General features: G+C 69.6%; 13 protein-coding genes. 8 read left to right on the top strand and 5 right to left on the bottom strand.

Annotated features, from left to right (window positions below; genetic code table 11):
* Position 1: 1 nt before the first annotated feature.
* Positions 2–808, bottom strand: coding sequence for an RNA methyltransferase (locus A37E_RS0110800; protein WP_029556597.1), 807 nt, complete (start codon positions 806–808; stop codon positions 2–4).
* Positions 805–1,902, bottom strand: coding sequence for a LacI family DNA-binding transcriptional regulator (locus A37E_RS0110795; protein WP_051678941.1), 1,098 nt, complete (start codon positions 1,900–1,902; stop codon positions 805–807). Before A37E_RS0110795 ends, A37E_RS0110800 begins: the two co-directional genes overlap by 4 nt.
* A gap of 18 nt (positions 1,903–1,920) precedes the next feature.
* Here A37E_RS0110795 and A37E_RS0110790 point away from each other — a divergent pair, with 18 nt between their 5' ends.
* The 4 genes from A37E_RS0110790 to A37E_RS0110775 all read left to right on the top strand — a co-directional run bounded on the left by A37E_RS0110790 (position 1,921) and on the right by A37E_RS0110775 (position 6,275).
* On the top strand, positions 1,921–2,934 hold the full coding sequence (locus tag A37E_RS0110790; protein ID WP_280938457.1) for an NAD(P)-dependent oxidoreductase: 1,014 nt from the start codon (positions 1,921–1,923) through the stop codon (positions 2,932–2,934).
* 221 nt (positions 2,935–3,155) lie between these two features.
* Complete coding sequence (locus A37E_RS0110785) at positions 3,156–4,280, top strand: OpgC domain-containing protein (protein WP_197022961.1); 1,125 nt, start codon at positions 3,156–3,158, stop codon at positions 4,278–4,280.
* A complete protein-coding gene (locus tag A37E_RS0110780; RefSeq protein WP_156026285.1) occupies positions 4,277–4,966 on the top strand; it encodes an SGNH/GDSL hydrolase family protein in 690 nt (229 codons plus the stop codon). The genes A37E_RS0110785 and A37E_RS0110780 overlap by 4 nt, the downstream gene beginning before the upstream one ends.
* An 85-nt stretch (positions 4,967–5,051) precedes the next feature.
* Complete coding sequence (locus A37E_RS0110775; protein WP_081837546.1) at positions 5,052–6,275, top strand: site-specific DNA-methyltransferase; 1,224 nt, start codon at positions 5,052–5,054, stop codon at positions 6,273–6,275.
* Position 6,276: 1 nt separating this feature from the next.
* On the opposite strand, the gene A37E_RS25920 is transcribed toward A37E_RS0110775, so the two are convergent.
* Complete coding sequence (locus A37E_RS25920; protein WP_197022960.1) at positions 6,277–7,035, bottom strand: outer membrane beta-barrel protein; 759 nt, start codon at positions 7,033–7,035, stop codon at positions 6,277–6,279.
* A gap of 114 nt (positions 7,036–7,149) precedes the next feature.
* Positions 7,150–8,238, bottom strand: a complete 1,089-nt coding sequence (gene mutY, locus A37E_RS0110765) for an A/G-specific adenine glycosylase (RefSeq protein ID WP_029556590.1) — start codon at positions 8,236–8,238, stop codon at positions 7,150–7,152.
* 86 nt (positions 8,239–8,324) lie between these two features.
* Between mutY and A37E_RS0110760 the strand changes: the two genes are divergently transcribed.
* A complete protein-coding gene (locus A37E_RS0110760) occupies positions 8,325–8,819 on the top strand; it encodes a DciA family protein (protein ID WP_029556589.1) in 495 nt (164 codons plus the stop codon).
* A gap of 259 nt (positions 8,820–9,078) precedes the next feature.
* Positions 9,079–9,738 (top strand): DsbA family protein, encoded by a 660-nt coding sequence (locus A37E_RS0110755; protein WP_029556588.1) that lies wholly within the window; start codon positions 9,079–9,081, stop codon positions 9,736–9,738.
* Between the two features lie 67 nt (positions 9,739–9,805).
* Here A37E_RS0110755 and A37E_RS0110750 read toward each other — a convergent pair whose 3' ends face one another.
* On the bottom strand, positions 9,806–10,213 hold the full coding sequence (locus A37E_RS0110750; RefSeq protein WP_029556587.1) for a 4-oxalocrotonate tautomerase family protein: 408 nt from the start codon (positions 10,211–10,213) through the stop codon (positions 9,806–9,808).
* 107 nt (positions 10,214–10,320) lie between these two features.
* Between A37E_RS0110750 and A37E_RS0110745 the strand changes: the two genes are divergently transcribed.
* Positions 10,321–11,196 carry a LysR substrate-binding domain-containing protein gene (locus tag A37E_RS0110745; protein WP_029556586.1) on the top strand — a complete coding sequence of 292 codons (876 nt, stop codon included), beginning with the start codon at positions 10,321–10,323 and terminating at the stop codon, positions 11,194–11,196.
* A 206-nt stretch (positions 11,197–11,402) separates the two neighbouring features.
* On the top strand, positions 11,403–12,914 hold the full coding sequence (locus A37E_RS0110740) for a protein adenylyltransferase SelO (RefSeq protein WP_029556585.1): 1,512 nt from the start codon (positions 11,403–11,405) through the stop codon (positions 12,912–12,914).
* The last annotated feature ends 28 nt before the right edge of the window (positions 12,915–12,942 follow it).

Raw genomic sequence — 12,942 nt, 5'->3', positions numbered from 1 at the left:
CCTAGACCCCCGCCAGATGATGCAGCACGATGCCCGAGGTGGTGGCGACGTTGAGGCTGTCGAAGCCCTCCGCCATGGGGATGGCCACCGTGCGCACCCGCGCCATCACGTCCGCCGGAAGGCCCGGCCCCTCGGTGCCGAACAATGCGGCGACGCGCGGCGGGCGATCGAGGCGGGAGAGGGTTTCCTGCCCGGACGGGGACAGCGCCACGGCCTCGAACCCCCGCTCGGAAAGCAGCTCGATGAGCACGCCGGCATCCCGCACCCGCGCGAACGGCACCACGAGGCTCGCCCCCACGGAGACGCGGATGGCCTTGCGGTAGAGCGGATCGCACGAGGCGTCATCGAGGATCACCGCATCGGCGCCGAAGGCCGCCGCATTGCGGAAGATGCCACCCATATTGTCGTGATTGGTGAGGCCGAGGGCCGCCACCACCAGCGCCCGTGGCCCCAGCCCATCCAGCAGCGCGCCCACGTCCGGCAGCGGCCGCGCCGTGCCCAGCGCGAGGATGCCGCGATGGATGTGAAAGCCGACGATGGCGTCCATCACCGGCTGCGGCGCCACGTAAACGGGCAGGTCTTCCGGCAGTGCGGCGATGAGGTCGGACAGCCGCTCCGCCTGCGCCTGCGACAGCAGCACGGAGGTGAGGCGATGGCCGCCGCGCGTGCCCAGCCGGCCGGCGAGCAGGCGCAGCACCACCTCGCCCTCGGCCATGAAGCCGCCCTGCCGGCCCACGAGATCGCGCTCGCGCACCTCGCGGAAGCCGGCGATGCGGGGATCGTCGGCCTCGGTCACCGGAACGATCATAGGGGCCGGCGCTTCACCGGCACGGGGGCGCAGGTGCTGGCGCGCACCACCAGCTCGGGCGTCATCTCCGCCCGCTCCACGGGACGACCGGGATCAGCGATGCGCTTGAGGGCCAAGGTTGCGGCGGCGCGGCCGTATTCGGGAATGAAGGTGTGCACCGTGGTGAGCGGGGGGTACCACACCCGCGCCTCCTCGATGTCGTCATAGCCGACAAGGGAGAAATCGCGGCCCGCGAGAAGACCGGCCGCCTGCAGCTCCATCAGCGCGCCGAAGGCGGAGAGGTCGTTGAAGCACACGGCGGCGGTGGGCGGCTCGTCCAGCGCGAGGAGGCGCGCCATGGCCTTGCGGCCTTCCGCGCGCAGGCCCGGCCCCTCCATCACCAGCGTCGGATCGAAGGGAATGCCGGCCGCGGCAAGGCCCGCCTTGTAACCGGCGAAGCGCTTGCGGCCGGTGGAGATGGCGCCGAAGCCGCCGATCATGCCGATGCGCCGGTGGCCCAGTTCCACCAGATGCGCGACGCCCAGCGCCACGCCCGTCACGTCGTCCGAGCCGGCGAAATCGAAGCCGGAGCCCTCGATCTCGCGCGTCACCTGCACCACGGCGATGCCGGTGGAGGCGAGCGCCTTCAGGTCCTCCACCCGCGAATGCGCGGCCGGCGAAACGAGAAAGGCGTCGGGCCGGTATTCCGCCAGCGTGCCCAGCGTGCGGGTCTGGCGCGCCACATCCTCCTGGCTGACCCCCAGCAGCACGGTCTTGCCCGCCTCGGAGAGGGCATCCTCCACCGCCGCCAGAAGCTCGGTGAAGGAGGGGTTCACGATGTCATGCAGACCGAGGGCGACGATGTTGGTGCGTGCCGTGCGCAGCGCTGCGGCACCGCGATTGGCCACATAGCCGCGCGCCCGCGCCGCCTCCTGCACCTTGAGGCGCGTCGCCTCGGCGACCATGGGGCTGTCGCGCAGGGCCAGAGAGATGGTGGCCGTGGACAGGCCCAGCTCCCGGGCGAGGCCCTGCAGCGTCACCTTGCCGATGGGCGCACCGGCGGGAGATGCACCGGGGTGAGCGGCACCCGGCGGAGGAGGATTCGTCTCGTCCATGGGCCATCCCTATAGCGGATCTGTCGCGTCTCGCGCCGTCCTTTCGGTCATGCTAAACGATTTAGCGACAACAGCAACGACAGCTGCGACGATACGAATCGGGAGGATGCCATGGCGGGTACGCGGGTTGGTTTCATCGGGGTCGGCCTCATGGGCCACGGCATGGCGAAGAACATCCTCGCCAAGGGCTTTCCCCTCGCCGTCATGGGCCACCGCAACCGCGCGCCGGTGGAAGATCTGGTCTCCCGCGGCGCGACCGAGGTGAAGACCCCCGCCGAGATGGCGGCCCAGTGCGACGTGATCGTGCTCTGCGTCACCGGTGCGCCGCAGGTGGACGAGGTGCTCAACGGCGAGAACGGCATCCTGAAGACCGCCAAGGCCGGCCTCCACATCATCGACACCTCCACCTCCGAGCCGACGCTGACCATGGCGCTGGCGGCGAAGCTGGCGCAGGACGGCATCTTCCTGTGCGACGCGCCGCTCGGCGGCACGCCCATCCAGGCGGAGGAAGGCGCCCTTTCCGCCATGGTGGGGGCGGACGACGCGGCGTTCGCGGTGATCGAGCCGGTGGTGGCGGCCTTCGCGAGCCGCATCGTGCGCGTGGGTGCGCCGGGCGCGGGCCACACCATGAAGCTGCTCAACAACTTCCTGTCGCTGGGCTACGGCGCCATCTATGCCGAGGCGCTGGCCATCGCTGGCAAGGTGGGCGTCACGGCGGAGGTGTTTGACAGCGTCATCCGCGGCTCGCGCATGGATTGCGGCTTCTACCAGACCTTCATGGGCTACGTGCTGGACGCGAACGTGAACGCCCACCGCTTCACCATCACCAACGCCCACAAGGACATGCGCTACGTCACCAACCTCGCCACCAACACCGGCGCTTCCGCCTTCATCAGCGCCACGGTGAAGAACCTCTATGCGGCGGCCGAGGGCCTCGGCAATGGCGGCAAGAACGTGCCGCAGATCACCGACGTGCTGGCGCAGATGAACGGCCTGCCCACCGTGCTCGAGCTGAAGGCGGCGGCGGAGTAGCGTTACCGCAATTTACCGTCGCCCGGCCCCGGATTCACACTTCCGACACCGCCGCGCGCCAGCCTTCCCCGGCATGGCGTGCGGCGCAATGACTCACGGGCAAGGCGGAACCTTCCGGCCCCGAAAGCATTTGCCGCCATATCGCGCCCCCTGCCGGGGGAGCGCCGGCAGGCAACGGGATCGGGAGGCTGCCAGACGTGTCGCAGACCGGGCAACGATTGGTGAGTATCGATTTCTGGCGGGGCTTCGCCCTGCTGACGATCTTCATCAACCATATTCCCGGCCACGTCTTCGGCGGCTTCACCTATCGCAACTTCGGCTTCTCGGACGCGGCCGAGCTGTTCGTCTTCCTCGCCGGCATCTCCGCCGCCTTCGCCTATCTCAGGCCCTTCTCGGCCGGCGAGAGGGTGCGCACCACGGCGCGGGTGTGGATGCGCGCCTTCACGCTCTATGCCGCCCATCTGGTGCTGGTGGTGATGTCCGTGGTGGTGGTGGGCGGCTTCGTGGTGCTCACGGGTGACGAGCGCATGCTCGAATGGATGCACCTCGACATCATCCCGCAATATCCGCTGGAATCCCTCGTGGGTATCGGGCTGCTCACCTACCAGCCGGGCTATCTCAACATCCTGCCGCTCTATGTGGGCCTCCTGCTGCTGGCGCCGATCCTGCTGCTGCTGGCGCGGCGCAGCCTCGGGCTGGCCCTTGCGGCCTCGCTCACGCTCTATCTCGTCACCCAGCTCGCCGACCTCGCCTTGCCGGTGTGGCCGGGGGCGGGGGGCTGGTTCTTCAATCCGCTGGCGTGGCAGCTGCTCTTCACCTGCGGCCTCGTGACCGGCGCGCTGATGGATCGCGGCCTGCGCTCCGCCGCCCACCGGGTGCTGGATGTCGCCGCGCCGCTCTATCTGCTGGTGGCGCTGGTTTGGGCGGTGCTCGGCTATCCGGTGACGCCGGATCTTTCCCCCGTGCCGCCCTTCCTGTGGGATTTCGACAAGACCAACCTCGCCCTGCCGCGCCTGCTGCATGTGCTGGCGCTGGCCTATTGCGTGTCGCGCCTGCCGCTGGAAGCGTGGCTGAAGAAGAGCGCATCGGCCGCCCCGCTCATCCTCATGGGCCGGCATGCGCTGCCGGTGTTCAGCATCGGCACCGTGCTCAGCCTCGGCGCGCAGGTGGTGCGCCCCCTCGCCGATGGCGCGCTGGCCGTGGATTTGCTAATCGTTGCCGCAGGTTTCTCGCTCCAGTGGTCCCTCGCATGGGCACTCGAATGGCAGCGCCGCGATCGCGCCCCGGCGCGGCAGGCGGCGCCGGTCCCGGCTTCACCGGCCGTGGCGCTCGCGCCCGGGCCGTGAGACGCGCGGGCGGCGCTTTTCTCGCCGTCTGGCTCCTGCTGTGCCCGCTCACGGCCGGGGCCACGATCTCCAGCGCCTGCCGGGTGCCCGACATCTTCCTCGCCTTCGACAGCGATCTCGTCCGCACCGAGCGGCTGGTGGATCGCTCGGCCCCCGTGCGCATCCTGATGATCGGCCCCCAGCCCGACCGTCAGGCGCTGTCGGACAAGAAGCGCAGCCGCCTTGAGACGGAGCTGAGCAACCGCCTGCCCAACATCACCTTCACCATCATCGACGAGGGCGCGACGCAGGGCCTCGCAAGGGATGATTTCGGCCGCATCCGCTCCGCCGTGGAGCGGGTGGCGCCGGACCTCATCATCTGGCAGGTGGGCACCGCCGATGCCCTTGCCGCCACCGATCCCGAGAGCTTCGCCCACACGCTGGAGCAGGCAGCCGACTGGCTGCGCGGGCGCAACATCGACCTCGTGCTCATCGACCCGCCCTTCGTGCCCGGCGTGGACCACGAGCACCTCTACGGCCGCATCGTGAAGCAGATCGACGCGGTGTCGGACCGAGAGCGCATGAACGTGGTGCAGCAATACGGCGCCACCTCCTATCTCCAGTCCTCCGCCCGCTCCCCGGCCGAAGGCCGCGCCTGCATGGCGGAACTCGTCGCCGAGGCCATCGTGAAGGCCGTGACGAGATAGGTGCCGCAAGGTTTTCCCTTCACCCGCCCTTAACCCATTGCCGCCATTCTCACGATCGTGAGTAAGCGTTGCGTAGGGTTGCGTCATGCGTAGTGTGGCCAAGGGGGCGGCCGGGCGGACGGCGCGTCAATGTCGTCCGGAGTATCCCGCAATCGCCCCCTTGGCGGCCCCACCGGCCGTACCGAGGAAGGCGGCTCCTGCGGGAGCGGTTTCGGACCGTGCTCTCCCCCTCAATGAAATTCTGATCGGCGACACCATCGCCCGCATGGCGGCCCTGCCCGCCGGATCGGTCGATCTCGTCTTTGCCGATCCGCCCTACAACCTCCAGCTCGGTGGCGAGCTGAAGAGGCCGGACGAAAGCCGCGTGGACGCGGTGGACGACCATTGGGACCAGTTCGAGAGCTTCGCGGCCTATGATGCCTTCACCCGCGCCTGGCTGCTCGCCGCGCGGCGGGCGCTGAAGCCCAACGGCACGCTCTTCGTCATCGGCTCCTATCACAACATTTTCCGCGTCGGCGCGCTGATGCAGGATCTGGGCTTCTGGATCCTCAACGACATCATCTGGCGCAAGGCGAACCCCATGCCCAACTTCCGGGGCCGGCGCTTCACCAATGCGCACGAGACCCTGATCTGGGCCGCCCGCAGCGCCGATTCGAAATACACCTTCAATTACGAGGCGCTCAAAGCCGGCAACGAGGATGTTCAGGTGCGCTCCGACTGGCTCTTCCCGCTCTGCACCGGGCAGGAGCGGCTGAAGGACGAGAAGGGCCGCAAGCTCCATCCCACCCAGAAGCCCGAGGCGCTGCTCGCCCGCGTGCTGCTGTCCTCCACCAAGCCCGGCGACGTGGTGCTCGACCCCTTCTTCGGTTCCGGCACGACGGGCGCAGTGGCCAAGCGCCTGCGCCGGTCCTTCATCGGCATCGAGCGCGAAGAGACCTATGCCGATGCGGCGCGCGCCCGCATCGACGCCGTGGAGCCGCTGTCGGAAGAGGCGCTGGTCGCCCCGCCGAGCGCGCGGGAGGCGCCGCGTGTCGCTTTCTCCGCCCTGGTGGAGCGCGGCCTCGTCACCCCCGGCGCCGAACTCACCGACGCCAAGGGCCGATTCCGCGCCGTGGTGCGGGCGGATGGCACCATCTCCCTCGCCGACAGCCCCAACGTGGGCTCCATCCACCGCGTCGGTGCCCTCGCCCAGGGGGCGGAGGCCTGCAACGGCTGGACCTTCTGGCACGTGGAAGAGGCGGGCCGCCGCCACCCCATCGACATCCTGCGCGCCCGCCTGCGGGCCGAGATGGGCATCGCCGCCGAATAGCTCAGAAGCGGTAGTTCACCCCCGCGCGGACGACGTTGAAGGCGTAATCCGACGATGCGGCGATGACGAACTCCGGCACCGGGTTGGCCGGGCTGTTGGCAAGCGGGAAGGTGCTGCTGCCAAGGTTCACATAGAGATATTCCGCCTTCACCGACCAATGGGCGTCGATGCGCGTCTCTGCGCCGCCGCCCACGGTCCAGCCCCATCGGGTGGAGGAGGATGAACCGGCCCACGCATATTGCGCGCCGTTGGCGCCGCCGATGAAAAGGCTGGTGCCCGCATTGCCGACCGCGAGGCCGCCGGTGGCGTAGAGCAGCGTGGCCCCGACCGCATAGCCGAGCCGCGCCCGCAGCGTGCCGAACCACTCGCCGGTCAGCGCAAAGTCCTTGACGATGAACTGGCCGGGATTGACCAGCGAGGGGAGGATTTCGCTCCCGGCCTGGCTCCGGTCGGCATAGGCGAAGTCAGCCTCGAGGCCGGCCACCACCGCGTTCCACTGCCAATTGTAGCCGACGGTCGCTCCGGCGGTGAAGCCGGCCGAGGAGCCGCCCAGCGCCGTCTCATACTGGATCGCATGCTTCACGGGATCGGACTGCAGGAAGGTGCCGCCGAGCTGAGGCGTGACGGTGGAGGCATCGATCACCGCGCCGGCGGTCACGCCCGCATAGAAGCCCTGCCAGGAGAGCGGCGCGGCGGCCGCCGCAGGCGCCGGCGCCTTCACCGCAAGATCTGCCGCGCACACCGGTGCGCATGTTGCCATCACGGCCGCAATAGCCAGTCCGAACCGCATTTTCTGCCCCCAGTGCCCGCAAACACGAGCTTAGCTTTACGAGGCTCATGATGCCCTATGCAAGTACCCTCCGCCTGTCGCGTCTCATTGATCGTCGAGATGCGCGAGCACCTTGCGCATGACCGAGGGCAGCGCCTCCGCATCGAACCCCTCCGGCCGCACCCAGCGGTGCCCCTCCGGCGCGGGCGCTCCAGCGGGGAGATCGGCGCGCAGCACCTTCAGCGTCAGCGCGAAATGGGTGAAGACGTGCTCCACCGCGCCGGGCAGCGCCCGCCAGCGCGCCTTGAGCGGCGCGTGGCTCTCCGGCGCCTCCGGCTTCGGGCCCCAGGGGGTGGAGGGCACCTCCGTCATCTTCGCCAGCAGCCCCTTGTCCGGCCGGGTGCGCAGCAGCACCGCCCCATCCGCCCGCACGGCGAGGAAGGCGACGCCCTCCCGCTTCGGCTTCTCGCCCTTGGGCGCCTTCACCGGATAGAGCGCCGCATCCCCCGCCGCCCGCGCCTCGCACGGCTCCATCCACGGGCAGAGCGAACAGGCGGGCGAGCGCGGCGTGCAGATGGTGGCGCCGAGGTCCATCATCGCCTGCGCGAAATCGCCCGGGCGCTGCGCTGGCGTCAGCGCGGCGGCCAGCGCCTTGATTCGCGGCTTGGCGCCGGGCAAAGGCTCGGCCACCCGATAAAGCCTTGAGACGACGCGCTCGATATTGCCGTCCACCGGGCTCGCCTTGAGGTCGAAGGCGATGGAAGCGATGGCCGCCGCCGTGTAGGGGCCGATGCCGGGCAGGTCGAGCAGCGCCGCCTCGTCGTCCGGGAAGCGCCCGCCATGGCGCGCCACCACCGCCTGCGCGCAGGCGTGCAGGTTGCGGGCGCGGGCGTAATAGCCGAGCCCCGCCCAGGCGGAGAGCACCTCCTCCAGCGGCGCGGCGGCCAGATGCGAGACCGTGGGCCAGCGGGCGAGGAAGCCGGTGAAATACGGCCCCACCGCCTTCACCGTGGTCTGCTGGAGCATGATCTCGGAGAGGAAGACGTGGTAGGGGTCCGCCGTCCGGCCCGGCTCGGCGCGCCAGGGCAGGCGGCGGCGGTGACGGTCGTACCAGGCGAGGAGCGCGGCGGGCGCCGGAGCGCCGGGTCTTCCGGCACCGCTTGCGGCCGCGCGTGCGGCGGGGGAGGATGTCATGCGGCCAAGGTGGCCGCGCCCGCGTGCCGGGGCAAGGGGTTCGGTGCCCCGTCGCCCCACCATCCCGTCCGTCCGCCGGAGACGCCTTGAACAGGTCCAACTTCACCCGCCGCTACCGAGGCCCGCGCCCCCTCGCCGATTTCGTGGCGCCGGGGATCAGCGACCTGTGCGGCCGCGCCGGCTTCTCGGTGGTGGAGGTGGTGACCCATTGGGACGAGATCGTCGGCCCCGACCTTGCGCCCCGCTGCGTCCCCCTCAAGCTGCAATGGCCGCGGGAGGACGGGGCGGCGGCCACCCTCGTGGTGCGGGTGGAAGGCGCCTATGCCATCGAGCTGCAATATGCCGCCGGCATCGTGGTGGAGCGAATCAACGCCTATTTCGGCTGGCGCTGCGTCGGCCGCCTCACCCTGCGCCAGGGCCCGGTGCCCCAGCGCCACGCACCGCCGCCCGTGCCGCCGAAACCGGACAAGGCGACCATCGCCGCCGTGCGACACGAGATCGGCAGCTTCGAGGACGAGGCGCTGGCCGAGTCGCTCGCAAAGCTCGGCGCGCTGGTGCGGCGCGAGCAGCGCGGCGGCTAGGGCGCGGGGGCCAAGCGGGCGCCAAGCGGCCGCGGGGGGTGCTGACCGGCCGGCGTTCACCCGTCCGTTATCTCGGGCGCGCGGCGCGGGCCTTTCCCGCCATAAGGGCGACATGATAGAGCGCGAAGGCTCTTCTGCAGGTTCGGCGGTGCGGTGCCGGACTGTTCCCGTTTCCCGTTCTGATGCCCTAACGGAACCGGCGATGCGGCCAAGATCGGCGAATGCCGGTCGCCAGCCGCCGGACCATTCGGAGATGTCCATGATTGTCGATCGCCGCCGTTTCCTGGTCACCGCAGGTCTCGCCGCGCTGGCGGCCGGGCTCGGCCTGCCGCTCTCCTTCGATCCCGCCGCGGCCCAGACCGTGGAGCAGGCCAAGCTGATCGCCCCCGAGGCGAGCCCGCTGCCGGAGAAGGCGCTGGGCAGCGCCACGGCGCCGGTCACGGTCATCGAATATGCCTCGATGACCTGCAGCCACTGCGCCGCCTTCCACACCGGCACCTTTCCGGAGCTGAAGAAGAAGTACATCGACACCGGCAAGGTGCGCTTCATCTTCCGCGAATTCCCGTTCGAGCCGGTGGCCACGGCCGCCTTCATGCTCGCCCGCTGCATGCCCGAGGACAAATATTTCCCCATGGTCTCGACCCTGTTCGAGACGCAGAAGACCTGGGCCTACAGCACCGATCCGGCCGCCGGCCTCCTCGCCGTGGCCAAGCAGGCCGGCATGAGCCAGGCCGATTTCGAGAAGTGCCTCACCGACCAGCAGCTCGGCGAGAAGGTGCAGGAAAGTGCCCTCTACGCCAACAAGGAGCTGGGCGTGAACGCGACCCCCACCTTCTTCATCAACGGCAAGAAGGTCTCCGGCGCCCTCGGCATCGCCGAATGGGACAAGGAACTGGCGCCGCTGCTCGCCGGCAAGTGAGGCGAGATATCTGCATCATCAAGGGCCGGTGCGCTGCGCCGGCCCCTTTTATTTGTGAGGGTCAAGCTCACGCCGCCCGGAGCTTCCTCTCCACATAGCGGCTTTCCTGCGTGCGCCCGCCATAGCCATAGGCATCGGCCTTCACCTCGCGCACGAGGATGTAGCTCTCCTCATCCAGATCCGGCAGCAGGCCGGACATGGCGGCGAAGACGGCTTCCAGATAGGCGGCCTTCTCGTCCTTGGTATTGGTGCCGTCCACCACCAGGATGTCGAGGGAGAAGGACGTCCGCCGCTTCGCCGACAGCGCCTCCCCGCCCACGAACCAGTGTTCGGCCGGCACGAAGGAGACGGCTACCGCCGTCACCTTCGGGTCCTTGCGCAGGATGCGGGCGGTGAGATCGGACAGGGTAGCGGCGACGGTCGCCGCGAGGGCGTCGTCCGGGGCGCCGGACAGCTTCACGTTCAAGATGGGCATTTCGTCCTCCAGGGCTGCCATCGGTGCAGCGATGGCTTCTTGTAGGCCGCTCGCATCCATGAGAAAAATTGAATTCTAAAATTCCAGAGATTTGCTAATCTCATATCATGATCCGCAATCTCGACCTCGACCTCATCCGCAGCTTCGCCGCCGTGGCCGATCTCGGCTCCATCTCCGCGGCGGCGCGGAAGGTGGGACGCAGCCAGTCCGCGGTGAGCCTCCAGATGGACCGGCTCGCCGAGGCGGTGGGCTTCTCCCTTCTGGAGCGGCGCGGGCGGGCGGTGTCCCCCACCCTGCGCGGCGCCGCCTTCCTGGAGGATGCGCGGCGCCTGCTCGATCTCAACGACCGCATCCTCACCCAGCACGTCCACGGCGCCTTCGCCCAGCCGCTGCGCCTGGGCTTCGTGCAGGATGTGGGTGAGCAGGTGCTCCAGCGCATCCTCTACCGGCTTTCCGCGAGCTTCCCGCAGGCGCCCATCACGGTGCGGGTCTGCACCACATCCACCATGCTCGACATGCTGCGAGCCGAGGAGCTGGACGTGGCCGTGGGCTTTCGCAGCGAGAGCGAATTGCCCGCCTCCCTGCTGCTGCGTGAATCCATGGTGTGGATCGCCGCCCGCCACCTCCGCCTCGACCGGGAGGCGCCGGTGCCCCTCGTGCTGTTCGAGCACCCGTGCTCCTGCCGCACGGCCGCCATCGCCGCGTTGAACGCCGCCGGGCGGCCGTTCCGCATCGCCTTCACCAGCCCCAGCCTGCCGGGCCTGATGGCGGCGGTGGGGGCGGGCATGGGCGTCACCGTGCGCTCGCCGCGGGCGCTCAGGCCCGACCTCGCCATCGTCGCCGACCTCGACCGCGCGGCGCTGCCGGACATGGAATTCCTGCTCTACACCCGCCCCGGCGTCCGCCCCCCGGCGCTCCAGAAGGTGGAAGAGGTGCTGCAGGAAGAATTGCGGCGCGAGCATCCGCTCTACGCGGTGGCGTGACCCAGCCCGCGCGGCGATTGAGCGAGGGCAACGCCCCTAAGCCCGCGCGGCGCCTGAGCGAAGGCAGCACAAAAACCCCGCGCGGCGATTGAGCGGAGGCAACGCATAACTCGCTCAAGCTGGACAGGCTGGGACGAACCCGGCACCCTTTTCTGATCGTTCGGTCCGGGACTGCCCCTTTTCGAGCCCGGCGGAGATTGCCCCCGATGACCACCAGCGCCACCCCGCAACCGCCCGCGAAAGCGTCCCCCGCCTTCCCGTTCGACAATTCCTATGCCCGCGACCTCGCCGGCTTCTATGCGCCCGTTCTCCCCACTCCGGTGGAGGCGCCGGCCCTTGTGAAGGTGAACACCGCCCTCGCCGAGCTGCTGGGCCTCGACCCCTCCGCCCTCGCGACCCCCGAAGGCGTCGCCGTGTTCGCCGGCCTTGCGGTGCCGGAGGGGGCGGAGCCCATCGCGCTCGCTTATGCCGGGCACCAGTTCGGCCATTTCTCGCCGCAGCTGGGGGATGGCCGCGCCATCCTGCTCGGCGAGGTGGTCGGCCGGGACGGGCTGCGCCGCGACATCCAATTGAAGGGCTCCGGCCCTACCCCCTTCTCCCGTCGCGGCGACGGGCGGGCGGCGCTCGGGCCGGTTCTGCGCGAATACATCGTCAGCGAAGCCATGGCGGCGCTGGGCATTCCCACCACGCGGGCGCTCGCGGCCGTCACCACCGGCGAGCCGGTGCTGCGCGACCGGGCGCTGCCCGGCGGCGTGCTGGCGCGGGTGGCGGCGAGCCACATCCGCATCGGCACCTTCCAGTTCTTCGCCTCCCGCAAGAGCTTCGACGCGGTGAAGCAGCTCGCCGACTACACCATCGCCCGCCATTATCCCGACCTTAAGGGGGCGGAGACCCCCTATCTCGCTTTGCTCGACGGCGTGATCGGCCGGCAGGCGGCGCTGGTGGCGCGGTGGCTGTGCGTCGGCTTCATCCACGGGGTGATGAACACGGACAACATGTCGGTGTCCGGCGAGACCATCGATTACGGCCCCTGCGCCTTCATGGACGCCTACGACCCCAACACGGTCTTCTCCTCCATCGACGAGATGGGCCGCTACGCCTATGGCAACCAGCCGGACATCGCCCACTGGAACCTCGCCCGCTTCGCCGAATGCCTCATCCCCATCATGGGTGAGGACCGGGAAGCCGCCATCGCCGCCGCCAATGCGGCGCTCGGCACCTTCCCGAAGCGCTTCTATGCGGCCTACCACGCCGGGCTTGCCGCCAAGATCGGGCTGCCGGAGGCAAGCGAAGCGGATGTGGCGCTCGCCCATGACCTCCTCAACGTGATGATCGGCTCCAGGGCCGACTTCACCCTCACCTTCCGCCGCATCGGCGCGCTGGCGGAGGACGAGGACGCGGGCGGGCCGGTGCGCGACCTGTTCCTCGACCGGGAAGCCTTCGACACCTGGGCCGAACGCTGGCGCGCGCGCCTCGCCGAAACCGGCCGATCCGGCGCCGACATCCGTGCCGGGATGGATGCGGTGAACCCGCTCTTCATCCCCCGCAACCATCTGGTGGAGGAGGTCATCGCCGCCGCCATCGAGCGCGGCGACCTTAGCCCCTTCGAGCGGCTGAACACGGTGCTGGCGCGGCCCTATGACGAGCAGACGGACTTCGCCGCCTATGCGGGGCTGCCGCCGTCCATGGAGGGGTATCGCACGTTCTGCGGGACGTGAGGGGGTGATGTGGACAGTCCTCGCGCCC

Origin of the sequence: Xanthobacter sp. 91 (assembly GCF_000702385.1) — a bacterium.
Classification (GTDB): domain Bacteria; phylum Pseudomonadota; class Alphaproteobacteria; order Rhizobiales; family Xanthobacteraceae; genus Xanthobacter; species Xanthobacter aminoxidans.
This window is presented reverse-complemented; position numbering and strand designations above follow the sequence as displayed.